Source organism: Nocardioides secundeburneus (genome assembly GCF_039939255.1).
Classification (GTDB): Bacteria; Actinomycetota; Actinomycetes; order Propionibacteriales; family Nocardioidaceae; genus Nocardioides.
Genome location: NZ_JBDUUE010000002.1, coordinates 17,423 through 42,092, shown reverse-complemented (window position 1 = coordinate 42,092; position 24,670 = coordinate 17,423). Strand labels below are relative to the sequence as shown.

Below are 24,670 nucleotides of genomic sequence, written 5' to 3'. Positions count from 1 at the left end.
CTTAACCGGTCCCGAGCGGACCGAGGTGCTGCTCGACGTCGTCGCCGTAGTAGGAGCGGAGCACGGACGCGCTGACCCGCCGGCCCCAGCGGTCGAGGTGGCGCCGACCCCACGGCGTCCGACCGACGGAGCGGTAGCGCAGCACGTTGAGCGGGACGACATAGGCGAACGCCCAGGGCGGGCGCACGGGCAGGCCGAGCTCGCGCATGCTCTGCGGGCCGAGGAAGACGGTGAGCATGCTCAGCAGCCGCTCGCGCTCGAACCGGCGGCGGAGCGCGGGCAGGTGGTCGTAGTGCCGCTCGACCTGGGCGCCGACGACCGCGCCGGCCAGTCGTGGGCCGGCCTCGGAGACGTCGGACTGGGCCAGCAGGAGGTGGTAGTTGATGCGGTGGCGCTCGCGCTCGGAGTCGACGAGCCAGTCGTCGTCGACCCCCAGCAACCAGCCGACGTACTTCCACAGGTGCATGGCGGCCTGGGAGTCGCGCCGGCTCACCGGGACGCCGAGCCCGCGGACGCCGAGCAGGGTGACGGCGTCGAACAGACCGAGGGTCGCGGCCAGGTCGGTCCGGTTGATCGGCAGGCCCCAGCGCTCGGTGGCCCAGCGCGGCTCGAACGAGGCGTTGACCAGCGCGTGCATCGCGCGCACGTGCAGCGTGAGCCGCCAGGCCTCGCCGCCGGGCCGCAGCGCGTCGCGCTCCGAGAGCGTCGTCGCCCACTTCTGGGTCTCGGCGAGGCGGCGGCGCGTGCTGCCGCCGGTGAGACCGCCGGTGGCGACGAGGAGGTCCGTCGGACCACCGAAGCGGTAGCCACCGACGAGGGAGAGCTGGGTGAGCACGTCGGCGGCGTTCTGGCCGAACCGGTTGAAGACCTCGCCGCCCTCGTGGAGCAGGTCCCAGTCGACCCAGTCGGGCACCGCGCTCACGTGGGCCAGGAACTCGACGAGCGCCGGCGCCGGTTCGGCGACGGCGTCGATGCCGTCGTGGAGAGCCGTGCGCAGGTCGGCGTGCGTGACCCGCCCCGGCGAGCCTACTCGCAACCGCATCGCGTGCGCGAGCTCCGCGCCGAGCTCGTCGCGGGCCGTCAGCCGCTCGCCGATCGTGGTCATGAGCGCCTCGTCGACCTCCTGGATCGCTGCGACCGCCCGCAGGGGCCGGCCGAGACGGCGTCCGCGCGCCTCGGCCTCGCGGAACCGGGTCGGTGGTGGGCTCGTGGTCGTCATCGTGGTCATGCCCCATCGTGACGCGAGCGATTACTCGCATACCATTCGTGTTCGTGCGCAGGCAACCGCAGCAGCAACGCTCCCGCGACATGGTCGAACGGCTGCTCGCCGCCGCCCGCGCGGTGCTCGAGCGCGACGGCTACGAGTCGTTCTCCACCAACCGGGTCGCGACCGCGGCCGGCGTCAGCCCCGGTTCGCTCTACCAGTACTTCCCCGACAAGCACGCGCTCGTCAGCGCCGTCGTCGACCGGCACACCGCGGCGGTCTCCGAGCAGGCGGCGGCCGCTCTCGCCGACCGGATCGGCGAGAGCGGCCCGGCCATGATCCGCGCGACCGCGGTCGCGTTGCTCGACGCGCTCTCCGCCGACCCGGAACTGCTCCGCGTCGTCACCGAGGAGCTGCCGCTGTCGCGCGACCGGGCCCGCCGTCAGGCGCTGGAGCGCCGCGTGCGCGAGCTCGTCGTGGCCTGGCTCGCCGCTCGGCCGGGGCAGACCCGCTCGGTCGACCACGCCCGCACCGCCTGGGTGCTCGTCACCGCCGTCGAGCACCTCACCGTGCGCTACGTCCTCGACGCGCCGCCGATCGCCCGCGACGACTTCCTCGACGAGGTCGTCGTGCTGTGCAGCGGCTACCTCGGCCCGTCGCCCGGCCCGGTGCGCCGGTGAGCGGGCCCGGAACACGAGAGCCGGTCGGGCCGCGGGCCTGCAGGCTCCCGGCCCCACGGGGGCAGTCTGGTTTCATAGGACTATGAGTCCGCGCAAGTACGAGCAGGTCGTCCGAGCCGAGAACGCCGCCCAGACACGGTCGCGGATCATCGAGGCGGTGGGCGCGCAGCTGCGCGAGTCGCCGACCGAGCCCCTCGGTCTCGACCGGGTCGCGCAGGAGGCCGGCGTCGCGCGCTCGACCATCTACACCTCGTTCGGCTCGCGTGGAGCGCTCATCTCCGAGTTCCTCCGCGACCTGTGGGACTCCTCGGCGCAGCCGTTCGTGGCCGGCGCGGCCGAGGCCGACTCGGGCGTCGAGCACCTCCGCGCGACCATCGACGCGACCTCGCGCCTGTGGGAGGGCGACGCCGTCGTGTGGCGCGCCGTCCGGGCGATGGACCTGCTCGACCCCGACTCGAGCGACGGCCAGGTGCGCGAGCTGGAGGAGGAGCGCAAGACGGCGGTCGACAAGCTCGCGCGTCGCCTCAGGAAGGACGGCGCCCTGCGCGCCGGCGTCACGCCGGCGACCGCGGGTCACACGCTGTGGGTGCTCACCTCGTTCGAGACGTTCGACGCGCTGCGCGCCGACCGCGGCGCGGGACTGGCCGCGACGATCCGCCTGCTGACCGAGACGGCCGAGCGCAGCCTCCTCGCCTAGGGCGTGTGCGACCGTGCCGGCGGGTCGGTCGCGCTGACCGCCGGCGGCTCGGGCAGCAGCAGCGAGCCGGCCACGAGGGCCGTCAGGGCCGCCGCCCCGGCCAGCCACGACCGGGCGTTCACGACGCCGCCACGAGCTTGCGCGGACGCCCGCGCCCACGCTTGGTCGCGACCACCTCGCCGTCGACGATGATGCGCCCGCCCCACACGCCCCACGGCTCGCGCCGCTCGAGCGCACCGGCGAGGCACGCGGTGGCCAGGGGGCACGCGTCGCAGCGCGCCTGGGCGACGGCGAGGTCGCCCGGCTGCTCGGCGAACCAGAGGTCGAGGTCGGCGCTGCACGGCAGGTTCGTCATGCTCCGACGATGACCCGGAGCGCTTGCGCCGCTCTTGCAGTCGGGTGGCAGCGCCTACCAGTCGCTGATGCGCAGCGCGCGGATGCGCGCGTAGAGCGTGGTGCGCGAGACGCCGAGCTCGCGCGCCGCCTGCACCTTGTTGCCGCCGTGGGCGCGCAGGGCGCAGACGATCGCGTCGCGCTCGGCCCGGTCGAGGGCGGCGAGCGGCCGGGCGGGCGCCGTCACCTGGTAGCGCTCGGGGAGGTCGGCGACGACGATGCCGCCGGTCGAGCGACGCTCGGCGGCGTGGACGACGGCCGCCCGCAGCTCGCGCAGGTTGCCCGGCCACTCCTGGGCGGTGAGTGCCCGGATCGCGCCGGGCGTCAGGTGCGCGGCGCCGTTGGGGGTCACGTCGGCGAGCATCGACGAGGCGAGGTCGGGGATCTGCGAGCGGCGCGCCGCGAGCGGCACCAGCTCCTCCCGGACGACGGCCGTGCCGGCCAGCGTCGCCGCCCGGCCCGTGAGCTCGGCGACGGGACCGGAGGTGAGCACGAGCTGGGGGCGGTTGCGACGGTCGACGCACTCGATCACCAGGTCGAGCAGCTCGTCGGGGAGCAGGTCGATGCCGTCGACGACCACCGAGCCCGCCCACCGGCGCGTGGCCTCGGCGAGCTCGTGGGCCCAGGCCGACTCGCCGTCGAGCAGCGCGGTGGCGGCCCGGAGCACCTTGGTCGGCAGCGGGGCCAGCTCGCGGGCCCGCGTGGACCGCCCGGTCCCGGGTGGCCCGTGCACGAGCGTCGGCGCGGGCGCGCGCATCAGCACCGAGGTCGACAGGGCCCGTGGCGTCAGGTGGGGCCCGGTGGACCGTTCCTCGACCCTCAGCAGCACCCCGCGGCGCGCGCCGGCGACCCGGGTGACGTCGACGTCGGCCGCGCGACCGGTCTCGAGGCTGACTCGGATGGTGCTCTCGCCGGCCTCGGGCGGGTCGTCGGCGAGCACCCGCAGGAGGGCGACGTCGGCCGGGCTGAGCAGGTCGGAGGCCGCCTGGTTGCACATCACGATGTCCTCGCCGACGGCCAGCACGGCGCGGCGGGTGTGCCCGGACGCCGCCTGGAAGGCCGCGAGCAGGCTCTTCTCCGAGGCCCGGCTGCCGTCGAGCAGTCGCTGCTCGATGTCGCGGACGGCGCGGGCGATCAAGGGCTGCAGGAGCGGGTTGGCGGTCTCGACGAGCGCTGACACGTCGAGGACCCCCTCGATGCGGCGGGTCAGCGGGTGCCGGATCGGGTGGCCGTAGCAGCTGAAGCGGCGCAGGGCCACGGAGAAGTGCTCGGCGCCGTGGATGACCACGGGGTGCCGGGTCTCGACCACGGTGCCGAGCCCGTTGGTGCCGACGACGTCCTCGAGCAGGCTGGCGCCCTCGCGGATGTTGAGCGAGTCGAACCCGGCCCGGGTGCGGTCGTCGTCGAACCACCGGCGCACGACCCGGCACTCGCGGTCGCCGAGGATGGTCGAGTAGCCGGTGCCGCGCAGGCCCTCCTCGAGCTGCTCGAGCACCGGCGCGGCGCCGACGAGCAGCGCGCTGTGGGTGTCGTAGGCACCGGGCACGAGGTGCTCGAACCCGCCCTGGCGAGCCACCCCGGCGAGCTCGGCGCGCCGCCACGAGGCCGCGATGTCGGGCCGTGCGTCGGGGACCTCGCGGGCCGTGTCGCTCGACGCCATCGGGCACCTCCTGACGGTGTGGCGGTCGTCACCATCATGCCCCCGGACGGGTGAGCGCGACTGTCCAGTTCCTGAACAGTCACGGCCGGCGCCCGGTGCCACGGTGGGCGGGCCCGCCCCCCGCCGTCCGAGCTCGAGGAGTCCACCGTGAAGACCCAGGCCGCAGTCGTCATCGAAGCCGGCAAGCCGATCGAGATCGAGGAGCTCACCCTCGACAAGCCCCGCGAGGGCGAGGTCCTCATCCAGTACACCCACGCCGGGCTGTGCCACTCCGACGTCCACGTCGCCCACGGCGACCTCGAGGCCCGGCTGCCGATGGTCCTGGGCCACGAGGGCGCCGGGATCATCCAGGAGGTCGGGCCCGGGGTGACGCGGGTCAAGCCGGGCGACCACGTCGTGTGCTCGTTCATCCCCAACTGCGGCAGCTGTCGCTACTGCGCCAACGGCCAGCAGTCCATCTGCGACATGGGCGCGACCATCCTCGAGGGCTACCTGCCCGGCGAGCGGTTCCCGATCACCGGCCCGCGCGGCGACTACGGCGCGATGTGCATGCTGGGCACCTTCAGCCAGTACGGCGTCATCCACCAGAACTCCTGCGTCACCGTCGACGACGACCTGCCGCTCGAGAAGGCGGTGCTCGTCGGCTGCGGCGTGCCGACCGGCTGGGGCGCCGCGGTGAACACCGCGAACGTGAAGGCCGGCGAGACCGTGCTGGTCATCGGCGTCGGCGGCATCGGCATCAACGCCGTGCAGGGCGCCCGCATGGCCGGGGCGAAGAACATCATCGCGATCGACCCGCTCGAGAACAAGCGCGAGAAGGCGATGGAGCTCGGCGCCACGCACTCCTTCGCCAGCACCGACGAGGCGATGGAGACCGTCACCGACCTGACCCGTGGCCAGATGGCCGACTCCGCGATCCTCACCCCCGGCCTGCTGACCTCCGAGATCGTCGCCGGCGGCTTCAACGCCATCGGCAAGGGCGGAACCGTCGTGCTCACCGGCCTCAACAAGCTCGACGAGCAGAACGTCGAGCTGCCGGGCTCGATCATGACCCTGTTCCGCAAGACCCTGAAGGGCAGCCTGTTCGGCGACTGCAACCCGACGACCGACATCCCGCGGATCCTCGGCCTCTACCAGAGCGGCGACATCAAGCTCGACGAGATCGTCACCCGCACCTACACGCTCGACCAGGTCAACGAGGGCTACGACGACCTGCTCGCGGGCAAGAACGTGCGCGGCGTCGTCGTCCACAGCCACTGAGGACGACGTCATCAGCCAGGTGACCACGACGGTCGTCGACCGCGAGGCCGAGGCCGAGCTGCTCGAGGCCGCCCTGCGCAGCGGCGCGCACGTGCTGCTCGAGGGCCCTCCGGGCACGGGCAAGTCGACCCTCCTGCGCCGGGTCGCGGCCACGCGGCACATCCCGTTCGTCATGGTCGAGGGCAACGCCGAGCTGACCCCGGCGCGGTTGATCGGCCACTTCGACCCGGCACTGGTGCTCTCGAAGGGGTACGTGGCGGAGATCTTCGCCGACGGCCCCCTCCTCGAGGCGATGCGCACGGGCGGGCTGCTGTACGTGGAGGAGCTGAACCGGATCCCGGAGGAGACCCTCAACGTGCTCCTCACCGCGATGTCCGAGCTCGAGATCACCGTGCCGAGGCTCGGCCGGGTCACCGCCGTGCCCGGCTTCGCCCTGGTCGCCGCGATGAACCCGTTCGACGCCGTCGGTACCGCGCGGGTCTCGAGCGCGCTCTACGACCGCACCTGCCGCATCTCGATGGACTACCAGACCGCGACGGCCGAGGAGGCGATCGTCGCGACCCGGACCGACGACCTCGACCCCGCCTGGCGGGCCCGCGTCGTCGACCTGGTCCGGCGGACCCGCTCGCACGACGACGTCCGGTTCGGCTCGTCGGTGCGCGGGGCCATCGACGTCGCCCGGCTGTCGGTCGAGCTCGCCGGCCTGCGCGGCGTGACGACCGACGACTGGCACGTCGGCCTGGCCGCCGCGCAGGCGTCGCTCTCCGGCCGCATCCGGCTGCAGGACGGCTGCGACCGCCGACCCGAGGACGTCGTCACCGAGATCTACGTCGCCGTGTTCGGCGCCGAGCCCGACGATCCGTCGGACACGTCGTCCGACCATCGGGACGAGGGGCCGCCGGGGGAACGCTGAGCCCGCCGCCCGGGGCGGGCATCCCACCACCCTCCAAGCCCGAGTCGCGCCAGCGTCGCTCGGCACCGCGGACGACGGGACGCGCCGACCTGGCGAAGAACCCGGCCTTCGCCGAGCTCTCCCCCGAGGTCGGCGAGCTCGACCTCGACGCCCTGGACGACGCGCTGCGCGACGATCCCGACGCCACCCTCACGCTCCTGGTCGAGATGTCGCACGCGACCGACGAGCGGCTACGAGCCGCCGTGCGGCGCCTGGCGCCGCGGCTGATCATCGACCAGACGCGACGCGGCATCCCCCGCAACCGCGGGGTGGCCAGACCACGTCCGGTCCCGGCACACCGCGGCGGTGACCTCGACCTCGACCGCTCGATGGACGCCGTCGTCGGCGCCCGGGCCGAGGCCCGCATGCCCTCGCTCGACGATCTCACCGCGAGCGCCTGGAGCCGGCCGGACCTCGCCCTGTGCCTGGTCGTCGACCACTCCGGCTCGATGAACGGAGCCCGCCTCACCACGGCCGCCGTCGCGGCGGCGGCGTGCCTGACCTACGCCCCGCAGGAACACGCCGTCGTCGCCTTCGCCTCGACGGCGACGACACTCAAGCGGCTCGCCGACGCCGCTCGCCCGACCGCGACCATCGAGCGCGTGCTCGCCCTCCGCGGCCACGGCACGACCGGCCTCGCCGGTGCGCTGCGCGAGGCGCAGGCGCAGCTCGCGGGCGCCCGTGCCCGGCGTCGCGTCGTCCTGCTGCTCTCCGACTGCCGCGTGACCGACGAGGTCGACGCCACCCCCGTCGCCCGCAGCCTCGACGAGCTCGTCGTCCTCGCGCCCGCCGGCGACGACGACGAGGCCCGCCGGCTCGCCCGCGAGAGCGGGGCTCGCACCGCCCCGATCCAGTCGGTGCTCGACGTCCCGGCGGCGCTGAACCGGTTGCTCGCCGACGACCGCGTCTGAGGGCTAGGTCGCGCGCAGGTCGCGGTCGGCGTCGCGTCCGAGACGTCGGGTCGCCCGCGCGTCGGTGACGGCGCCGACGAGCCCACCGAGCACGGGCACGCGCTTGCCGACCATGCCGGCGAGCTGCTTGCCGCCGAGGGCCGCGACCAGCGCCGCGGCCACCTGGGCCGCGACCCGACGTCCGCCGTCGGGGCCGATCGCACCGCCCGAGGCAAGCCAGCGGGCGTTGCCGGGCAGCTCCTTCTTGCGCACCAGCTTCTCGGTCTCGTCGTGCCCCAGCAGCGTCACCAGGACGGCGGCGCGCACGCCCTCGTCGTCGAGGTCGAGCTCGTGCAGCAGGGCGATGGCCGTGTGCAGGCGCAGCTGCACCATGACCAGCCCGGTCACGTTGGCCGGGATGGTGACGGCGACCGTCACCAGACCGCCGACGTTGGTCAGGAAGCCCTGCGCCCCTGCCAGCCGCACGTGCGAGCCGACCAGCGCCTCGACGGCGCGGTCGACGTCGCCGTCGGCCTCGGCCAGCGCCTCCTCGGCCACCTGGGCCGCCGGGTCGAACGGCCCGGTGCCGCTGATCGCCCGGTCGAGCACCTTGAGCAGGAACCCCTCGGTGAGACCGGGCGCGATGCGGCCGATGCGCGGCGCGGCGAAGCCGCCGCCCTTCCTGGCCAGGAACTTGAACACGCCCATGGGCCCAGCCTGGCCGACGCGCGCCGGGCTGCGCTCACCCGGCAGGTGGGGTCACGGCAGCACGCAGAGCTGGTTGCCGTCGGGGTCGGCCAGCACGACCCACGGCACGTCGTCCTGACCGATGTCGGTGGGGACGGCCCCCAGGCCGAGCAGGCGTTCGACCTCGTCGTCCTGGCTGCTGCCGGGGGCCGGCACGAGGTCGAGGTGGACCCGGTTCTTGGCCGGCTTGGCGTTGTAGGGCGGCCCGCCCCACGACATCTTCGGCCCGCCAGCGGGCGACTGGATCGCGGTCTCCTCGTCCTGGTCCCACACGAGCGGCCACCCGAGCGCGGAGCTCCAGAACCGGCCGACGGCCCCGCTGCCGTCGCCCGACAGGCACCCGATGCGGGGGCAGCCGGCCAGGAACCGGTTGCCGGGCGGGGTCACGCACATCTCGTTGCCCTCGGGATCGGCCAGCACGACGTGGTCCTCGTCCGGCGACTGGCCGACGTCGTGGTGGCGCCCGCCGAGCTCGAGCACCCGGGCGACCGAGGCCGCCTGGTCCTCGAGCGAGGTGGTGGTGAGGTCGAAGTGCAGGTAGTTGGGCAGCGTCCTCGGAGCCGGGTCGCGCACGAAGCGCAGGCGGAACCCGGTCTCGTCGGTCGGCTCGAGCGCGTACCCGCCGCGGCCGTCGGCGGCGGCCGGCCAGCCGAGGAGGTCGCCCCAGAACCCGGCCAGCGCCGCGGGGTCGTGGGCGTCCATCGTCAGGGCGTGCACCGCAAGGGTCATCCCCCGACGCTAGGAAGACCGCCGGGCGGTGGCAACCGACTTCTCGTGGCCGGCGCAGGCGCCGGCCGTCACCCGGAACGCAGAGGGAGGATTGCCGCCGCCGCCGACCGGGCACACGGGACCCATGCGACTCGCACGCACGACGACCACGCTGACCACCGCCGCGTTCGTCCTGTCCCTCGCCGCCTGCGGCGGCGACGACGCGTCCGGCGCCCCCGAGGACGCGTCCCGGGAGGACTTCTGCGAGACGTTCCTCGACGAGCCCGACGGGTTCGGCAGCGACGACCCCGACGAGGCGGTCGACGCCGCCCACGACTACGCCGACCGGCTCCGGGAGGTCGGCACGCCCGACGTCGACGCCGACGCCCGCGAGGGCTTCGAGATCTACGTCGACCTCCTGGCCGGCCTCGACGCGGACGGCGCCGAGGACCTCGCCGGCAAAGAGCCCTCGGAGGTCTTCAGCGACGACGAGCTCGAGAAGTTCGAGGCGTTCTCCGAGGTCACCGCCGACTGCGGGCCCGGCGAGTTCTGAGCCCGTCCCGGCCGGACGGCCGGCATCACGACCGGCGTCGCCGCCACGGACGCCGGGCGCCCCGGGCGTCGTCCGGAGGCACGGGCAGGTCGAGCCGGTGCAGGTGCTCGTCGTGCAGCCGCCCGTCGCCGTAGGGCTCGGTGCCGGGCAGGGTGCCCACGAGCGTGAAGCCGGCACGGTCGGCGACCGTGCACGAGGCCGGGTTGTCGACGGCGTGCTGCAGCCGCACGGCCCGGACGCCGATCTCGTCGGCGGCCCGGCGCACGGCGGCCCGGACGGCGGCGGTCGCGACACCACGCCCGGTCTCGGCGGCCAGCACGCGGTAGCCGACCTCGGCCTCGCCGCCGCGGATGCCGAAGACCGAGACGGTGCCGAGGAAGCGGTCGTCGGCGGCGTCGGCGACCGCCCAGGTGCGGAACAGCGCGTCGCCGGTGCCGGCGTTGCTGTCGGCGACCCAGGCGGCGGCGTCGAGCACGGGCGGGCCCGGGTTCCACTGCACGACGTCGGGCTCGGCGAACAGCGCGCGCACGGCCGGCACGTCGGCGCGCCGGAACCGGCGCAGGACGACGCGCGCGGGCTCGCCCCGACCAGCGCTCACGAGACCAGGGCCAGGGTGGCGACGGCGGCGACGAGCGAGACCGGGGTGATGAGCAGCGAGACCCGGTGGAACTCGGCGTTCGACACGGTGCGGCCGGCGCCGGCGAGGGTGCGGCGCCACAGCAGATTGGCGAGCGAGCCGGTCCAGGTGATGCCGGAGCCGATGTTGAGCCCGAGCAGGGCCGCGAGCACGGCGGTGGTACCGAGGGGCGCGACGAGCGGCACCAGCAGGATCGTGGCCGACAGGTTGGTCAGGGCCGCGGCCGAGGCGGTCGCGAGGACGGCGATCGCCAGCAGCGCGACGAACGACGTGGAGCCGGGCAGCAGGTCGGCGACCACGTCGCCGAGGAACCCTTCGGAGACCGCGGCGACGACGACGCCGAGCGACAGCACGAGCAGCGCGAACGACGGGTGCGCGGCCCGGACGACCTCGCGCGGGGTGACCAGCCCCCGTGCCCGGGCCCAGAGCACCAGCACGACGGCGGCCGCACCGGCCGGCCAGGCCGGCTCGACGTCCCAGCGCGACAGCACGACGAACGCCGCGAGCATCAGCACCACGACGACCAGCGGCACCCACGGCACCGGCGCGGGCTCGGCCACGGCGTCGGGGTCGGGGCGCGGCGGCGCCGCGAGCTCGCGGCGGAAGATCAGGCGCAGCCCGACGTACTCGACGACCAGCACGACCAGCAGCACCGGCGCCATGCGCGCGGCGAACCCGGCGACGTCGAGGTCGAGCGACGGCAGCGCGAGCAGGTTGGTGAGGTTGGAGACCGGCAGCAGCAGCGAGGCGGAGTTGGCCATGCGCAGGCACGCGTGCGCACCGGGCCGGCCCGACGAGCCGAGCGCCCCGGCCGCGCCGACGACGATCGGCGTCAGCAGCACCACGGTCGCGTCGAGGCTGAGGACGGCGGTGACCAGCGCGGCGAGCAGGAACATGCCGAGGAACAGCCGCCGCGGCCGACCGCCGCTGACCGCGCCGACGGCGCGTGCCGCCGCGAGGAACAGCCCCGCCCGGTCGCACATGTTCGCCACGACGAGGATCGCGACCAGGAAGACCACGACCGGCGCGAGCTCGCGGACGGTGTCGACCAGCGCCTCACGGTGCACGAGCCCGGTCGGCAGCACGACCACCGCCGCGAGCACGGACGCCGCCGCCTCGAGCCGCCACGGCAGGTGCCCGATCGCGACGGCCAGCAGGCCGGCCAGGGCGAGGAGCGCGACCGCGTCGGCCAGCAACGTGGTCACCCGACCATGGTGTCACCTCGCGCCGGTCGTGCGGCACCGACGTGACGACGGCCCCGACCCGGGACCGGGTCGGGGCCGTCGGCCCTGCGTGTCGCGCGTCCTACTTCCTGACAACCAGCTTCGCCACCGCGGACCTCGCCGAGACGTAGCTCGCGTCGCCGCCGTAGACGACGACGGCCTTCCAGGTGCCCTTCGCCAGCTTCGGCGTGGCGACCTGGACGACGCCGTTGGGCTTGAGAACGCCCCGCAGGACCCGCTTCTGGGCGCCCTTCGACAACGTCACCGTCACCCGTCCCGAGGCCTTCGCCAGGCCGGCGGCCGTCGGCACCGAGACCTTCAGGCGCCCTGCCTTGCCGGCCTTCAGCGCCTTGACCGGCGTGGCGGTCGGTCGGCCCGGGACGCCCTTGGCGATCGTGTAGGAGACCTGCGAGAGCGAGGCGCCGAGATCGGAGGTGCCGCCGTAGGTGAACCGCGCGGAGTACTTCGCGGGCGCGAGACCCCGGGGCAGCGTGAACGTGGCGCTGCCGCCGGCGAGCTGTCGGGTCTGGGCGACCCCGACGCCGGTGAGGGTGACGGGACCGGACACCGCGACACCGGCCGGGCTGACGACCTTGACGGTGAGGGCGCCGCCCTTGCCGTAGGCGACGGTGCTCGACGCGACCTGCACGATCGTCAGCGCCTTAGCGACGACGACGTCGAGCGGGGCCGAGGTCGACGACGCGTTAGTGGCGTCGCCGCCGTAGGACGCCGTCACGGTGTAGCGGCCGGCCGGCGTCGCCGCGGGGACGGCGAACGTCGCGGTGCCGTCGACGATAGTGCCGTCGACGTCGCCGCCCGGCAGGCCGACGAGCCGGACCGTGCCGGTGGCGCCGGGCGTCACGGCGGCGGTCAGGCGACCGACGGTGCCGTGGCTCAGCCGCGAGGGCTCGGCGAGCGTCACCGTCGAGGCGTTGGCGGCGATGTCGAGCGGCTGCGTCAGCTCGGTTGCCTGGACCAGTCCGCCCTGTCCGCCGCTGTAGACGACACGCAGCTCGTGGGCGCCGGCCGCCAGGGCCGGGATGGTGCCCGCGAGGGCGGCGGTACGTCCCGGCGTCAGGTCGGCCTGCGCGACGCGGGTGGCGTCGACGAAGACCTCGACGGTGCCGCCGAGCGGCCGGTCGCCGGTGAGCGGCGCCGTGGTCGGGCCGGCGGTGCGGTCGGAGTAGAAGCCGTCGAAGTCCGACGCGACGGCGACCTGGGCCGAGAGCGGCGTCTGCTGGCCGACGGCGACCGAGGCCGGCAGGCCGGATGCGGTGACCTCGCTGTCGTAGCCGCCCGAGACCCCGGCGATGACGTCGCCGACGTCGCGGATCGCCTCGCGGGCGAAGTTGCGCTGGTTCTGCAGCGAGTTCTGGCCCGCAGCGGCGGCGACGTTGACCGAGCCCCGGAGGTGGTCGGGGTCGGCGGCGTCGAAGACGGCGTCCTTGCCGAGCGTGTACCACCACTCGGTCATGTACTCGAGGTTGCCGGCGAAGGTGCCGCCGTCGGGGTTGGTCCAGCTCGACCGGATGGCCTGGTCGACCACGGGGGCGGCCTGGCCGCCGACCTGGCGTCCCTTCGAGTACGACAGCAGGTGGCCGACCTGGATCTTGCGGGCCAGCTTCTCGCCGACGGCCGGGGTGGCGGGCTCGGGAACGACGCCGTCCTCGTAGTACCGCACCGGGCTCACCGACTGGCTGCCGGCCTCGGTGTCGGTGATGCGGTACTGCGTGCTGGCGTTGCCGAGGCGCTCGAGGATCTCGCCGTAGAGGAACGACGGGCGGGTCTGGAGCGACTGGCCGCCGACGGTGCGGAAGGCGTTGTCGCGGATGTGCTTGTCGAGCGTGCCGCCGTTGCCGGTGGAGTCGAGCGAGAAGTCGAAGTTGTAGACCTTTCTCACCCCGTGCTCACGGGCCAGCTGGGCCGTCTGCTTGATGATCGCGGCCGTGTTGTGGCACCAGGTGCCGCCGAACAGGATGACGAAGTCGCCGTCGCTGTCGAGCACGTCGATCAGCTCGGGGTAGGTGATGTTCTCGATGCGGAAGTCGTCCTCGTCGCCGTCGGTGAGGTCGGTGGCGGCATCGAAGATGTCGCCGCCGAACCGCCTGAGGTTCGCGGCCTGGACGGCGGGGTCGGCGTTGCGCACGTAGCGCTCGAAGTGGCGCCGGTTGTGCTCGGAGCTGAGGAAGTCCCACTGCGTGTCGACGTCGAGCGTCACCGAGGTGAGCACCCGCTTCACCTCGGCGCGGTACGCCGTCGTCGCGGACGGCGAGCTCAGGTCGGTCGGCGGGGTGACGAGCGCGTCGACGATGCGGTCGGTCTCGCCGCCGGAGGCGTCGTAGACGAACAGGTAGGGGTGCGTCGGGGCGACGCGCTGGTCGGGCTTGGTGGCATCGGCCGCCAACGTGAAGGGCGTCTGCGCGTCCTTGCCGAGGTAGCTGGTGACCAGCCGCTCGCCGAGGTCGAGGAACTGGTCCTTACCGGCGTTGTCGGCGGTGGCGAGGTCGTAGCCGGTGAGGTCGAAGACGCTGAGCGCGTCTCCGTCGAGGTTGGGGTCGAAGTTGTAGACCTTCTCGATGCCCTCGGCCTTCGCGACGGCGTCGATGTGGCCGATGGTGCGCTGCAGGTCGGCGTCCTCGGGACCGCCGACGACGAAGGCGAACTTCCCGGTCGGCTTCTTGAGCAGGTACTCGAACCGCTCGAAGGTCACCGTCTCGAAGACGCTGTCGGGGCCGAGCGCGTCGTAGGCGTCGTCGAAGAAGTCGATGGTGTCGCCGTGGGTGGGTGCGGGGTAGTCGGCGGCGGCCCGGGCGGCCCCGGGGGCCGGCACCGCGGGGTCGGCGTGGGCGATGGGCGCGGCGCCGAGCAGGGCCGTCGCCACGAGGGCGAGGACGCCGCCGGCGGCGGTGGAGCGGCGCGCGAGGGTGCGCGAGTTCATGGGTCCGTCACTTTCTGCTGCCAGGATGGGCAGGCCTGAGGTGTCGTCGAGACGTGTCGGGTGGCTGGGCTGCCGCATCACCTGCCAGGGGGCGGCAGCCCAGCGCTGTCGTTCGTGGGGCGCGGGCCTCACCCCGCCGCGTCGTCGCGCCCGAGACGCAGCAGGGTCGTGCTAGGAGGCATGGGCCGCCGCCGGGACCGGTCCGGTCACGGCCGGACGACGACGTCCGCGCAGCCCGCGGTAGAGCAGGGCGAACAGCCCGGCGGCCGCGAGGGCACCGAGGATGAGCGCGCCGGCCTGGTCGGGGACCGGGTCGCCGGCCGCCGCGTCGGTGGTGGCGACGTCGGCGGCGGCCTCCGGCACGGCTGCCGCGGCCGCCGCCGTGCCGGCCTCGGCGACGACGACGGGCGAGGCCGAGACCTGCTGTCCGCCGAACAGCACGACGACGTCGTGGTCGCCCGCCGGCACGGTGGCGGGGATGGCGACCTGCAGGGAGAAGCCGCCCGCGTCGTCGGTGTCGACGGTGCCGAGCGCGACCGGGTCGGAGTGGAGCTCGACGGCGAATCCCTCGATGCGCTTGGCGAAGCCGGTGCCGGTCAGCGTGACGGTGGCACCCGGCTCGAGGTCGCCGGTGACCGCGACGGTGCCCTTGACCGAGACCGGGTTGGCGCCGACGACAACCGGCTCGGACGGCGGCGAGCCCGCGCCCTCGCCTGCGGCGTTCTTGGCCCACACCGCGGCGCGGTAGCTGCCCGGCTTGAGGTTCTCGAAGGTGTGGCTGAAGGTCGTGGCGTCGAGCTCGATGGCTGCCTGGCCGGTGAAGCGGATCAGGTAGCCGGTGACCTGCTCGATCTCGGCGTTGGGCGAGGCCACCCACGCCACGGTGACCGTCTTGCCCTGCACGGTGAGGGTCGGTGCGGCGAGCGCGCTCGGTGCGCCGACCGGCACGACGGGCTGGGTGGCGACGTCGGTCGGCAGGCCGGTGACCGGGTCGGTGGTGGTGCCGGGGACCGGCGTGGTCGGCGTGGGCGCCGTCGGGGTGGCGGGGCTCGGCGTCACTCCACCGCCGCCCGAGCCGCCCGAGCCGCCCGAGCCGCCCGAGCCGCCCGAGCCGCCCGAGCCGTTGTTCGAGCCTCCGTTGCCCGGGGCGGGCGTCGTCGGCGTCGGGTTGGTGGGGGTGGGCGGCGGGGGTGCCTGGTGCTCGTCGGCGTAGCTGTAGCTGCCGGCCGGGTAGGACGTCGTGCCGTTCCGGTTGGGGTAGATCGGGTGCTGGTTCTCGTCGAGCTCGCAGTCCTGGATCCACAGGCACGTGACGTCGTCGAGGCACGGGAACTCGTCGGCGCCGTCGACCCAGCCGTCGGCTGCACGGAGCGGCGTGGGGGCGGCCTGGGCCGGCGTCAGCAGCGCGCCGAGCCCCAGGGCGAGCAGCACGGTGGGCAGCAGCGCGGCCAGGGCCAGCGGCAGGACCCGGCGGGGGCGGGTGGTCATACGGTCACTCCTCGGTGATCGGGCTGGTCGGTGTCCGCCGGGACGGCGGGGAACGTGCGGGTGGCATCGGGACGAGCGGGCAGGGCGCAGGCGCCGACGGGCACCGCGTACTCCTCGTCGGGGACGGTGAGGCTGCGACGACCGCCCGGCTGTCCGGGCGGCCGGTCCGGCTCGGCGTCGGCGTCGAAGACGGCGTCGTCGAGGCGGCCCTCCTGCCGGGCGACGATGGTGGCGGCGACGGCCGCGGAGGTGACGTTGTCCATCGTGCGGGCCATGTCGGCGACCATGCTCACCGGCAGCGTGATGGCGACCAGCTCGAGCGGCAGGCCGGCTGCGGTGAGCACGGTGGTCGCGGTGATGGTGGCGGTGCCGGGCACGCCGGCGGTGCCGACGGAGACGATGACGCCGAGCAGCACCAGCACCACGTAGTCCTGGACGCCCCAGCCGAGGCCGAGGGCGTTGACGCCGTACACGGCGATGAGCACCGGCCAGACGCCGGCGCAGCCCGGCATGCCGATGGTGGTGCCGAGCGGGGCGGTGAACCCGGCGACGTCGGAGGGGACGCCGACCCGCTCGCGCAGCAGGCGGGTGGTCACCGGCAACGTGCCGGCGCTGCTCTGGGTGGTGAAGGCGGTCAGCTGCGCGGGGGCCAGCTTGCGGAAGAACCGGACGGGACTGACGTCGGCGAAGACCCGCAGCAGGATGCCGTTGACCACGAAGGCGTGCAGGAAGCAGGCCAGGTAGGCCAGGCCGAGCAGGGTGAGCAGCGAGGTCATCGTCGACCACTGGCCGGCCGCGCGCGAGGTGGCCACCGCGGTGAGCGACAGCACGGCGTAGGGGGTCAGGGCGATGACGAAGCCGACGGCACGGAAGATGATCTCGCGGGCGGCCTCGACGAGCCCGGTGAACGGGGCGACGGCCTCGGGACGCCGGTCGGCGATGAGGGAGCAGGCGACCGCGACGGCCACGCTGAGCACGATGATCGGGATGACGTTGGTCTCGGCGACGTCGGTGACGATGTTGGTGGGGAAGAAGTCGACGAACACCTCGCTGAACGGCTTCTTGATGTTCTCCAGCGCCGAGGTGTTCGTCTCGCCGAGGGTGATGTCGGCGCCCTTGCCGAGGCCCACCTGGAGCGCCAGCCCGAGGGTGAGCACGACGGCGATGGCGTTGAGCGTCATCAGCCAGAAGATCGAGCGCGCACCGATCGTCTTGAGCTGCGCGGTGCTGCCCAACGAGGTGATGCTCGACAGGATCGAGACGACGATCAGCGGGGCGACGACGGCCAGCAGCAGGTTGAGGTAGACCTTGCCGACCGGCTCGACGTAGTCGAGGCGGCCCTCGAAGACGACGCCGACGGCGACGCCGAGGCCGAGGGCCACCAGCGTGACCACGCTGAAGTTGAGGCGCTTGCCGAGCACGTGCAGGCCGGCGAACAGCCCCAGCGTGATCAGGAGCGCGGTGACGGTGTAGCTGAGCATGGGCGATCCCGCGGCCCTTCTGTCGAACGGCCCCCGATGGCCATGTCTAGTATTTCGATCACCTTAGACATGTTTAAGAGCCGAGCGCAATCACCGCGCGCGACATCTGCTCGTCCGACACGCAAATCTAGAGTAAAAGACTCTCTTTTGTTGCTTTCGAGGCCGATACGGAGGTAGCGGAAGCCCGTCGGGGCGCCGCCGGGCGAGGCTCAGGCGCCCGCGAACCCCAGCTGGCGCCAGGCCTCGTAGACCGCGACGGCGGCGGAGTTGCTCAGGTTGAGCGAGCGGCGACCGGCGAGCATCGGGATGCGCAGCCGGTCGGTGACGTGCGGGTCGGCCAGCACGGCCTCGTCGAGGCCGGTCGGCTCGGGGCCGAAGACCAGCACGTCACCGTCGGCGTAGGAGACCTCGGCGAACGAGCGCGTGGCCGCGGTGGTGAAGGCGTAGACCGTGGCCGGGCCGAGCGTCGTCCAGAGGTGGTCGAGGTCGGGGTGCACCGTGACGACGGCGAGGTCGTGGTAGTCCAGCCCGGCGCGGCGCAGCTTGGCGTCGGACAGGTCGAAGCCGAGCGGCTCGACGAGGTGCAGGTGGGCACCCGTCGCGGCGCAGAGCCGGATCGCGTTGCCCGAGTTCTGCGGGATGCGCGGTTCGACGAACACGATGTGCAGCACGGCCGCCATCGTGCCAGGCGTCAGGCCTCGGCCGCGCGAGATCGCGAGCCGGGCCGCTGGACGAGGCCCGCCGGGTGCCGCCGGGGTCAGGACTCCGGGTCGTGCATGAACGCCCGCACCTCCTGCGGGGCCCGGCACGCGGTCGCGATCCGAGCCGCCCACGCCAGCGCGTCGTCGTAGGTCGGCAGGTCGAGCACGCACCACCCGCCGTCGAGCCTCGCGGTCTCGGGCGCGTACGCCGACGTCACGGTGCCGTCGGCCGCGACCGTCGCGGGCGCGAGCGCCTCGTCGAGGCCGCCGGCGAACACGTAGACGCCGGCCTCCCTGGCCGCGCGCATCACGGCGTGCGAGTCCTCGACCGTCGCGTCCCACTCACCGTCGGGGACGACCATGGTGCGACTGGGGAACGAGATGAGGTACCTGGTCATGCCCACGCCGACCCGGCCGGCGTCCGGAACTCATCGTCGTCGGTGGCACTTTCCGCGCGATCGCGCGGCCAGTACCGCCCGAGGGCCGGATCGGTGGCACTCTGCGCGCGATTGCGCGGCCAGTACCGCGCCGGGCCGGGCCGACGTCCGGCGGCCTACACCCGCACCGGCAGCGCGGCGATGATGTCGTTGACGCGCTCCTTGGCGTCGCCGAACAGCATCTGGGTGTTGTCGCGGAAGAACAGCGGGTTCTGGACGCCGGCGTAGCCGACGGCCATCGAGCGCTTGAAGACGACGACGTCGCGGGCCTTCCAGACCTCGAGCACGGGCATGCCGGCGATCGGCGAGCCGGGCTCCTCGAGGGCGGCGGGGTTGACGGTGTCGTTGGCGCCGATGACGAGGACGACGTCGACGTCGCCGAGCTCGTCGTTGATCTCGTCCATCTCGAGCACGATGTCGTAGGGCACCTTGGCCTCGGCGAGCAGCACGTTCATGTGCCCGGGCAGGCGGCCTGCGACGGGGTGGATGGCGAACCGGACGTCGACCCCGCGCTCGCGCAGGGCGGCGGTGAGCGCGGCGACCGGGTACTGCGCCTGCGCGACGGCCATGCCGTAGCCCGGGGTGATGACGACGGACGACGCCCCGGCGAGCAGCTCGGCGGTCTCGGCGGCCTGGATCTCGCGGTGCTCGCCGTACTCCTTCGCCTCGCCGGCCGGCGCCTCGATGCCGAAGCCACCGGCGATGACGGAGATGAACGAGCGGTTCATCGCCTGGCACATGATGAACGACAGGTACGCGCCCGAGGAGCCCACGAGCGCGCCGGTGACGATGAGCAGGTTGTTGCTCAGCAAGAACCCGGACGCCGCCGCGGCCCACCCCGAGTAGGAGTTCAGCATCGAGACGACGACGGGCATGTCGCCGCCGCCGATCGAGGCGACGAGGTGCCAGCCGAGGGCGAGCGAGACGACGGTGACCGCGATCAGCAGCGCCAGGTTCGGCGTCGCGACGAACCAGATCGTCAGCACGACGAACGCCCCGAGCGCGCCGAGGTTGATGGCGTTCTTGCCCGGCAGCATCAACGGTGCGGACTTCATCCGCGCCGAGAGCTTGAGGTTGGCCACGATCGAGCCGGTGAAGGTGACGCCGCCGATGAAGACGCCGATGAAGACCTCGGCGTTGTGGATGTCCTTCAGCGACTCGAGGCCGAGCTCGGGGTGGGACAGGTAGCCGTTCCAGCCGACGAGCACGGCGGCGAGACCGACGAAGGAGTGCAGGAGCGCGATCAGCTCGGGCATGCCGGTCATCTCGACGACGCGGGCGCGCCACAGGCCGATCGCGGCACCGATGAGCACCGCGACGAGCAGCAGGACGACGGGCAGCGCGCCGGTGTCGGCCACGTCGGCGACGTCGATCGCGAGCCACAGCGTCGCCACGAGCGCGATCGCCATGCCGGCGATGCCGTAGGCGACACCGTTGCGGGCGGTCTCGTGCTTCGAGAGCCCGGCGAGGCTGAGGATGAACAGCAGCGCGGCGACCAGGTAGGCCGCGAAGGCGACCGAGGAGGCATCGAGGTTCATGACGGTCAGCCCTTCGAGAACATGCTGAGCATGCGGCGCGTCACGGCGAAGCCGCCGAACACGTTGATGCTGGCGAGCAGGACGGCGACGAAGGACAGCACCACGATGACCGGGTCGTCGAGCCCGATCTGCAGCATGGCGCCGACCACGATGATCCCGGAGATCGCGTTGGTCACGCTCATCAGCGGCGTGTGCAGCGCGTGGTGCACCTTGCCGATCACGTAGTAGCCGATGACGACCGAGAGCATGAGCACGGTGAAGTGCTCGGGGATCGGCTGCGGGGCGTAGGCGGTGACCAGGAAGAACGCGAGGAGGCCGACGACGAGCCCCCACCGGCGCGCCGGCGACGGCGGCGCCTTCTCGACGGGCGCCGGTGCGGCCGGCGGCGGCGTGCTCGACGACGGGGCCGCGGCCGAGACCTGGACGGCGGGCGGCGGCCACATCGACTCGCCACCGGTGGCGACGGTGATGCCGCGGACGACGACGTCGTCGAGGTCGAGCGTGAGCTGGCCGTCCTTCGCGGGCGTCATCAGCTTGAGCAGGTTGACCACGTTGGTGCCGTAGAGCTGGGAGGTCTGCGCGGCCAGGCGGCCGGCGAGGTCGGTGTAGCCGATCACGGTGACGCCGTTGCTGGTGCGCACGACCTGTCCGGTCTCGGTGACGGCGCAGTTGCCGCCGTTGGCCGCGGCCATGTCGACGATCACCGACCCGTTGCCCATGGCGGCCACGGTCTCGGCGGTGATCAGCTGCGGTGCGGGCCGGCCCGGGATCAGCGCGGTGGTGATGACGATGTCGGCGTTGCGCGCCTCCTCGTCGTACATCGCCGCGGTGGCCGCGACCTGCTCCGGCGTCATCTCCCTGGCGTAGCCGTCGGAGGAGATCTCGCGCTCCATCTCGACGCTCACGAACGCCGCGCCCATCGACTCGACCTGCTCGGCCACCTCGGGCCGGACGTCGAACGCGCGCACGACCGCGCCCATCGAGCCGGCGGCGCCGATCGCCGCCAGACCGGCGACGCCGGCGCCGACGACGAACACCCGGGCCGGCGGCACCTTGCCCGCGGCGGTGACCTGGCCGGTGAACTGACGGCCGAACGCGTGCGCGGCCTCGACGACCGCGCGGCAGCCGGCCACGTTGGCCATCGACGACAGCACGTCCATCGACTGGGCCCGCGAGATGCGCGGCACGGCGTCCATCGCCAGCCCGGTGACCTTGGCCTCGACGAGCGAGTCGACGAGGTCGGGGTTGAGGCCGGGTGCCATCAGCGAGACGACGGTCGTGCCCGCGGCGAGCCGGGCCACCTCGTCGGACGTCGGGGCGTTGACCTTGACCACGAGGTCACTCGCCCAGACCTCGTCGGCGCCCGTCACGGTGATGCCGGCGGCGGCGAACGCCTCGTCGGTGGCGTCGGCCGACAGCCCGGCCCCCGACTCGACGACGACCTCGTAGCCCAGCGCGACCAGCTGCGCGGCGGTCTTGGGCGTGGCCGCGACCAGCGTCTCGCCGGCCTTCGACTCGCGGGGGATCCCGATCCTCATCACGTCTCCTGTTCACGCGGGGAACGACCGGCACCCTTGCACACGCGCACCGGTCGGACACCGGAAGCGTGGCGTACGCCACTCCCGCTCGACGACCTGTCCGATGTGAGCACCCTCACACACCGGCAACGTGGCGCACGTGGCGGTCCGGGCGACGTCAGCCGTCGTCGCCCACGAGCCGCTCGAGCAGGCGGCGGAACTCGCCCTGCTCGCGGTCGTCGAGGCGGTCCATCATCGCCGCGAACTCCGCCGCCAGGGCAGCCGTCGACTCGCGGAGCACCTGCTTGCCGGCGTCGGTGGTGGCCAGGCGGTGCCGGCGCAGGTCGGTCTCGTCGATGGTGCGGACGACGAGCCCCTTCGCGACGAGGTTGCGCAGGTACACGGTGACGCTGGCCTTCGGCAGCATGAGCGTGGCGGCCAGCTCGGCAGGGTGGCGGCTGGTGTCGACCTCGTCGAGCACGAAGAACTCCTTGGTCTCCAGCCCCACGCTCGCCAGGCGTGGCGCGGCCGCGTTCATCACCCGGGTCAGCAGCCGTTGGTTGAGCTTCCACAGCTGCGCGGCATCGCTCCCCGGCATGACGGCCTCCGATCTGGTACAGTTTCATATTAGTTTAGTTTCGTACAAGCCGGGTTCTGCACTTGTTCGACCTCGGACGGTCAGATCCTAGGACCGGAGGACAGTCATGCCGCAGCACATCTCGATCCCCCGCGACGACCAGACCCTGGCCGCCGACCTCTACCGGCCCGACGCCGACGTGCCACCCGGCGGCCTCCCGGCCGTCGTGCTCTCCACCCCCGGCAGCAGCGTGAAGGGTCAGATCGGTGCGAACTACGCCGCCCGACTGGCCCGGCGCGGCTACGTGGCGCTGGTCTTCGACCCGCTCCACCAGGGCGAGAGCAGCGGCGAGCCCCGCGACCGGGAGGACCCCTACCGGCGCAGCGAGGACGTCTCGTACGCCGTCGACGAGCTGCTCCGCACCCCGGGCGTCGACCCGCGGCGCATCGGCCTGCTCGGCATCTGCGCCGGTGGTGGCTACGGGGTCTTCGCCGCCCGCACCGACCACCGCATCGCGGCGGTCGGCACCGTCGTCGCCACCGACATGGGCCGGGCGTGGCGGTCGCCGGCGATGGCTCCGGAGGGTGCGGCCGCCGCGCTCGACGACCTCGCCGCCGACCGCACCCGCGAGGTCGTCGAGGGCGTCGACGCCCGGGTCGCCTGGCTGCCCGACACGCCGGCCGAGGCGCAGGCCGCCGGGCTCACCGACCGCGACACCACCGAGGCCGTCACCTACTACCGGACGCCGCGCGGCCACGACGAGCACTCGACCAACCGACGCCTGCGTCGCAGCGACTCGCTGCTGATCGGCTTCGACGCCTTCCACCTCGTCGAGCAGCTGCTCACCCAACCCCTGCAGGTCGTCGTCGCCGGACGACCGGGTGGCGTCACCGGTCAGTACGAAGCCGGCCGGGAGCTCTACGACCGCGCCCCCAACGCCGTCGACCTCATGGTCGTCGAGGGCGCCGGGCACTACGAGATGTACGACGAGCCGCGCTACGTCGACCAGGCCGTCGAGCGCCTCGCGGCCTTCTACGACACCCATCTCTGAGGGTCGGGCGCGGGCACGCGTCAGTCGTCGATGCCCCGGGCCGCGAGCGCGTCGCCGGTCTCGTGCGCCCGGGCGACCACACGGACGACGAACGGCGTGACGTGGGCGCGCACGCTGCGGTCGAGGCCGCGGGCCGAGGCGGCGTCGCGCGACTCGCGGGCCAGCACGACCATGGTCGGCAGCGCGCCGATCGCCAGCATGATCGCGAGGGCGACCCGGTCGGGGTCGACCCCGAGCGGACGCAGCGGTCGCAGCGCCCGGGTGAGCACGTCGACGAGCGCCACCACCGAGGTGGTGAGGGTGAGCACGAGCGCGAGCAGCGACAGGGCGAGCAGGTCGACGAGGGTCTCGAGGGCGGTGGCGGCGTCGTACCACCACCACTGCAGGGCGGCCGCCACGACGGCGATCACGACGATCGAGCGCGATGCCCGGGCCGCGGCGCGCCAGGGCAGCCGCGCCACGACCGCAGCGACGACGGCGAGGCCGGCGCCCGACGCGGTGGGCACCGGGCCGTGCAGCACGACGACCGTGACCGAGACGATGAGCAGGGCGACGAGCTTCACCGCGGCCGGCGTCCGGTGCAGGACGGTCGTGCCCGGGCGGTAGAAGGCGACCGGGGTGCTCACCTCGCGTCCTGCTCGACCGAGCGGACGTAGGCCTCGACCACCTCGCCGGGCTCGCCGTCGAGCCGGACGGCGCCGTCGGCGACCAGCAGGGCGCGGTCGCAGCGGCGGGCCAGGTCGAGGTCGTGGGTGACCAGCACGAGCTGCTGCGCCAGGCCGAGCAGCAAGGTGGCGACACGGCGGGAGTTGGCGAGGTCGAGCAGCGTGGTGGGTTCGTCGGCGACCAGCACCTCGGGCCCGGTGGCCAGCACGCCGGCGAGGGCGAGCAGCTGCTTCTGACCGCCGCTGAGCGTGTGCACGCTCTGCTCGGCCTGGTCGGTCAGGCCCATCTCGGCCAGCGCCGCGAGCGCCCGCGCCCGGCGGCGCGTGCCGTCGCGCTCGTCGCGGCGCAGCGACAGCTCGACGTCCTCGACGCAGGTGGGCATCACCAGCTGCGCCGACGGGTCGGTGAAGCAGAACCCGACCTTGCGGCGCGCCTGCCGCGGGTGGCGACCGACGTCGACGCCGTGGACGACGACCCGCCCGACGCTCGGGCGCACCAGTCCGTTGAGCAGCCGCACCAGCGTCGACTTGCCGGAGCCGTTGGGCCCGATCACCGCGATGCGGCGCTCGCTCAGCGTGAGCGTCGTGGGCAGCAGGAGCTGACGCGGCGGATCGGCGTCGCCGGCGCCCGGCACCTCGACGCCGGCGCCGTCGAGCTCGATCGTGCCCACGG

The 24,670-nt window shown here is 73.5% G+C and carries 25 protein-coding genes; 7 read left to right on the top strand and 18 right to left on the bottom strand.

Translation table 11 applies throughout. The features are described 5' to 3' along the window. Window position 1: 1 nt before the first annotated feature. A complete protein-coding gene (locus ABFT23_RS05170; RefSeq protein WP_347893112.1) occupies window positions 2–1,228 on the bottom strand; it encodes an oxygenase MpaB family protein in 1,227 nt (408 codons plus the stop codon). A gap of 44 nt (window positions 1,229–1,272) precedes the next feature. Between ABFT23_RS05170 and ABFT23_RS05165 the strand changes: the two genes are divergently transcribed. Together ABFT23_RS05165 and ABFT23_RS05160 are read left to right on the top strand one after the other, a co-directional pair. Next, entirely contained in the window at window positions 1,273–1,884 is a 612-nt protein-coding gene (locus ABFT23_RS05165; protein WP_347893110.1) for a TetR/AcrR family transcriptional regulator, read from the top strand. An 82-nt stretch (window positions 1,885–1,966) separates the two neighbouring features. Continuing rightward, the gene (locus tag ABFT23_RS05160; RefSeq protein WP_347893108.1) at window positions 1,967–2,581 is read left to right on the top strand and encodes a TetR/AcrR family transcriptional regulator; all 615 of its coding nucleotides are present in this window, start codon (window positions 1,967–1,969) and stop codon (window positions 2,579–2,581) included. On the opposite strand, the gene ABFT23_RS05155 is transcribed toward ABFT23_RS05160, so the two are convergent. Genes ABFT23_RS05155 through ABFT23_RS05145 form a run of 3 tightly spaced genes read right to left on the bottom strand, consistent with a single transcriptional unit; the run spans window position 2,578 to window position 4,634 of the window. Further along, window positions 2,578–2,703 (bottom strand): hypothetical protein, encoded by a 126-nt coding sequence (locus tag ABFT23_RS05155; RefSeq protein WP_347893107.1) that lies wholly within the window; start codon window positions 2,701–2,703, stop codon window positions 2,578–2,580. The genes ABFT23_RS05160 and ABFT23_RS05155 overlap by 4 nt on opposite strands. Next, window positions 2,700–2,936, bottom strand: coding sequence for a WhiB family transcriptional regulator (locus ABFT23_RS05150; protein WP_347893105.1), 237 nt, complete (start codon window positions 2,934–2,936; stop codon window positions 2,700–2,702). The genes ABFT23_RS05155 and ABFT23_RS05150 overlap by 4 nt, the downstream gene beginning before the upstream one ends. 54 nt (window positions 2,937–2,990) lie before the next feature. Then, on the bottom strand, window positions 2,991–4,634 hold the full coding sequence (locus tag ABFT23_RS05145; protein ID WP_347893104.1) for a sigma-54-dependent Fis family transcriptional regulator: 1,644 nt from the start codon (window positions 4,632–4,634) through the stop codon (window positions 2,991–2,993). A gap of 147 nt (window positions 4,635–4,781) precedes the next feature. Between ABFT23_RS05145 and ABFT23_RS05140 the strand changes: the two genes are divergently transcribed. From ABFT23_RS05140 to ABFT23_RS05130, 3 genes are all read left to right on the top strand, one after another. Further along, window positions 4,782–5,894: a Zn-dependent alcohol dehydrogenase gene (locus ABFT23_RS05140; RefSeq protein ID WP_347893102.1), complete on the top strand. Its 1,113-nt coding sequence runs from the start codon at window positions 4,782–4,784 to the stop codon at window positions 5,892–5,894. A 10-nt stretch (window positions 5,895–5,904) separates the two neighbouring features. Next, complete coding sequence (locus tag ABFT23_RS05135) at window positions 5,905–6,807, top strand: AAA family ATPase (RefSeq protein ID WP_347894019.1); 903 nt, start codon at window positions 5,905–5,907, stop codon at window positions 6,805–6,807. Between the two features lie 206 nt (window positions 6,808–7,013). Then, entirely contained in the window at window positions 7,014–7,757 is a 744-nt protein-coding gene (locus ABFT23_RS05130) for a vWA domain-containing protein (protein ID WP_347893100.1), read from the top strand. A 3-nt stretch (window positions 7,758–7,760) separates the two neighbouring features. Here ABFT23_RS05130 and ABFT23_RS05125 read toward each other — a convergent pair whose 3' ends face one another. Together ABFT23_RS05125 and ABFT23_RS05120 are read right to left on the bottom strand one after the other, a co-directional pair. Next, window positions 7,761–8,444 (bottom strand): hypothetical protein, encoded by a 684-nt coding sequence (locus ABFT23_RS05125; RefSeq protein ID WP_347893099.1) that lies wholly within the window; start codon window positions 8,442–8,444, stop codon window positions 7,761–7,763. 51 nt (window positions 8,445–8,495) lie between these two features. Continuing rightward, window positions 8,496–9,212, bottom strand: coding sequence for a VOC family protein (locus ABFT23_RS05120; RefSeq protein ID WP_347893097.1), 717 nt, complete (start codon window positions 9,210–9,212; stop codon window positions 8,496–8,498). Between the two features lie 124 nt (window positions 9,213–9,336). Here ABFT23_RS05120 and ABFT23_RS05115 point away from each other — a divergent pair, with 124 nt between their 5' ends. Continuing rightward, the gene (locus ABFT23_RS05115) at window positions 9,337–9,744 is read left to right on the top strand and encodes a hypothetical protein (protein WP_347893095.1); all 408 of its coding nucleotides are present in this window, start codon (window positions 9,337–9,339) and stop codon (window positions 9,742–9,744) included. A gap of 25 nt (window positions 9,745–9,769) precedes the next feature. Here ABFT23_RS05115 and ABFT23_RS05110 read toward each other — a convergent pair whose 3' ends face one another. The 10 genes from ABFT23_RS05110 to ABFT23_RS05065 form a co-directional block, all read right to left on the bottom strand. Next, on the bottom strand, window positions 9,770–10,342 hold the full coding sequence (locus tag ABFT23_RS05110) for a GNAT family N-acetyltransferase (RefSeq protein WP_347893094.1): 573 nt from the start codon (window positions 10,340–10,342) through the stop codon (window positions 9,770–9,772). Next, window positions 10,339–11,586, bottom strand: coding sequence for an SLC13 family permease (locus ABFT23_RS05105; protein WP_347893092.1), 1,248 nt, complete (start codon window positions 11,584–11,586; stop codon window positions 10,339–10,341). The genes ABFT23_RS05110 and ABFT23_RS05105 overlap by 4 nt, the downstream gene beginning before the upstream one ends. A gap of 100 nt (window positions 11,587–11,686) precedes the next feature. Continuing rightward, window positions 11,687–14,542, bottom strand: coding sequence for an Ig-like domain repeat protein (locus ABFT23_RS05100; RefSeq protein ID WP_347893091.1), 2,856 nt, complete (start codon window positions 14,540–14,542; stop codon window positions 11,687–11,689). A 171-nt stretch (window positions 14,543–14,713) separates the two neighbouring features. Further along, complete coding sequence (locus ABFT23_RS05095; RefSeq protein WP_347893089.1) at window positions 14,714–16,030, bottom strand: fibronectin type III domain-containing protein; 1,317 nt, start codon at window positions 16,028–16,030, stop codon at window positions 14,714–14,716. Continuing rightward, a complete protein-coding gene (locus tag ABFT23_RS05090; RefSeq protein ID WP_347893087.1) occupies window positions 16,027–17,511 on the bottom strand; it encodes a dicarboxylate/amino acid:cation symporter in 1,485 nt (494 codons plus the stop codon). The genes ABFT23_RS05095 and ABFT23_RS05090 overlap by 4 nt, the downstream gene beginning before the upstream one ends. A gap of 209 nt (window positions 17,512–17,720) precedes the next feature. Continuing rightward, on the bottom strand, window positions 17,721–18,182 hold the full coding sequence (locus ABFT23_RS05085; protein ID WP_347893086.1) for a tRNA (cytidine(34)-2'-O)-methyltransferase: 462 nt from the start codon (window positions 18,180–18,182) through the stop codon (window positions 17,721–17,723). Window positions 18,183–18,268: 86 nt separating this feature from the next. Next, window positions 18,269–18,610, bottom strand: a complete 342-nt coding sequence (locus ABFT23_RS05080; protein WP_347893085.1) for a YciI family protein — start codon at window positions 18,608–18,610, stop codon at window positions 18,269–18,271. Window positions 18,611–18,765: 155 nt separating this feature from the next. Further along, a complete protein-coding gene (gene pntB / locus ABFT23_RS05075) occupies window positions 18,766–20,187 on the bottom strand; it encodes a Re/Si-specific NAD(P)(+) transhydrogenase subunit beta (RefSeq protein WP_347893083.1) in 1,422 nt (473 codons plus the stop codon). Window positions 20,188–20,192: 5 nt separating this feature from the next. Further along, window positions 20,193–21,725: a Re/Si-specific NAD(P)(+) transhydrogenase subunit alpha gene (locus ABFT23_RS05070; protein ID WP_347893081.1), complete on the bottom strand. Its 1,533-nt coding sequence runs from the start codon at window positions 21,723–21,725 to the stop codon at window positions 20,193–20,195. A 157-nt stretch (window positions 21,726–21,882) separates the two neighbouring features. Beyond that, window positions 21,883–22,302, bottom strand: a complete 420-nt coding sequence (locus ABFT23_RS05065; RefSeq protein ID WP_347893079.1) for a MarR family winged helix-turn-helix transcriptional regulator — start codon at window positions 22,300–22,302, stop codon at window positions 21,883–21,885. Window positions 22,303–22,408: 106 nt separating this feature from the next. Here ABFT23_RS05065 and ABFT23_RS05060 point away from each other — a divergent pair, with 106 nt between their 5' ends. Continuing rightward, window positions 22,409–23,332, top strand: coding sequence for an alpha/beta hydrolase (locus ABFT23_RS05060; RefSeq protein ID WP_347893077.1), 924 nt, complete (start codon window positions 22,409–22,411; stop codon window positions 23,330–23,332). Window positions 23,333–23,352: 20 nt separating this feature from the next. Here the strand turns inward: ABFT23_RS05060 and ABFT23_RS05055 are convergent, their stop codons facing one another. Further along, window positions 23,353–23,958, bottom strand: a complete 606-nt coding sequence (locus ABFT23_RS05055) for an energy-coupling factor transporter transmembrane protein EcfT (protein WP_347893076.1) — start codon at window positions 23,956–23,958, stop codon at window positions 23,353–23,355. Further along, window positions 23,955–24,668, bottom strand: a complete 714-nt coding sequence (locus ABFT23_RS05050) for an energy-coupling factor ABC transporter ATP-binding protein (RefSeq protein ID WP_347893075.1) — start codon at window positions 24,666–24,668, stop codon at window positions 23,955–23,957. The genes ABFT23_RS05055 and ABFT23_RS05050 overlap by 4 nt, the downstream gene beginning before the upstream one ends. Between the last annotated feature and the right edge of the window lie 2 nt (window positions 24,669–24,670).

Coding starts and splice junctions, on each gene's coding strand:
- ABFT23_RS05070 (WP_347893081.1), bottom strand. CDS start 21,725: ATGAGGATCGGGATCCCCCGCGAGTCGAAGGCCGGCGAGACGCTGGTC.
- pntB (WP_347893083.1), bottom strand. CDS start 20,187: ATGAACCTCGATGCCTCCTCGGTCGCCTTCGCGGCCTACCTGGTCGCC.
- ABFT23_RS05090 (WP_347893087.1), bottom strand. CDS start 17,511: ATGCTCAGCTACACCGTCACCGCGCTCCTGATCACGCTGGGGCTGTTC.
- ABFT23_RS05170 (WP_347893112.1), bottom strand. CDS start 1,228: ATGACCACGATGACGACCACGAGCCCACCACCGACCCGGTTCCGCGAG.
- ABFT23_RS05115 (WP_347893095.1), top strand. CDS start 9,337: ATGCGACTCGCACGCACGACGACCACGCTGACCACCGCCGCGTTCGTC.
- ABFT23_RS05080 (WP_347893085.1), bottom strand. CDS start 18,610: ATGACCAGGTACCTCATCTCGTTCCCCAGTCGCACCATGGTCGTCCCC.
- ABFT23_RS05160 (WP_347893108.1), top strand. CDS start 1,967: ATGAGTCCGCGCAAGTACGAGCAGGTCGTCCGAGCCGAGAACGCCGCC.
- ABFT23_RS05145 (WP_347893104.1), bottom strand. CDS start 4,634: ATGGCGTCGAGCGACACGGCCCGCGAGGTCCCCGACGCACGGCCCGAC.
- ABFT23_RS05120 (WP_347893097.1), bottom strand. CDS start 9,212: ATGACCCTTGCGGTGCACGCCCTGACGATGGACGCCCACGACCCCGCG.
- ABFT23_RS05060 (WP_347893077.1), top strand. CDS start 22,409: ATGCCGCAGCACATCTCGATCCCCCGCGACGACCAGACCCTGGCCGCC.
- ABFT23_RS05130 (WP_347893100.1), top strand. CDS start 7,014: ATGTCGCACGCGACCGACGAGCGGCTACGAGCCGCCGTGCGGCGCCTG.
- ABFT23_RS05150 (WP_347893105.1), bottom strand. CDS start 2,936: ATGACGAACCTGCCGTGCAGCGCCGACCTCGACCTCTGGTTCGCCGAG.
- ABFT23_RS05125 (WP_347893099.1), bottom strand. CDS start 8,444: ATGGGCGTGTTCAAGTTCCTGGCCAGGAAGGGCGGCGGCTTCGCCGCG.
- ABFT23_RS05095 (WP_347893089.1), bottom strand. CDS start 16,030: ATGACCACCCGCCCCCGCCGGGTCCTGCCGCTGGCCCTGGCCGCGCTG.
- ABFT23_RS05065 (WP_347893079.1), bottom strand. CDS start 22,302: ATGCCGGGGAGCGATGCCGCGCAGCTGTGGAAGCTCAACCAACGGCTG.
- ABFT23_RS05100 (WP_347893091.1), bottom strand. CDS start 14,542: ATGAACTCGCGCACCCTCGCGCGCCGCTCCACCGCCGCCGGCGGCGTC.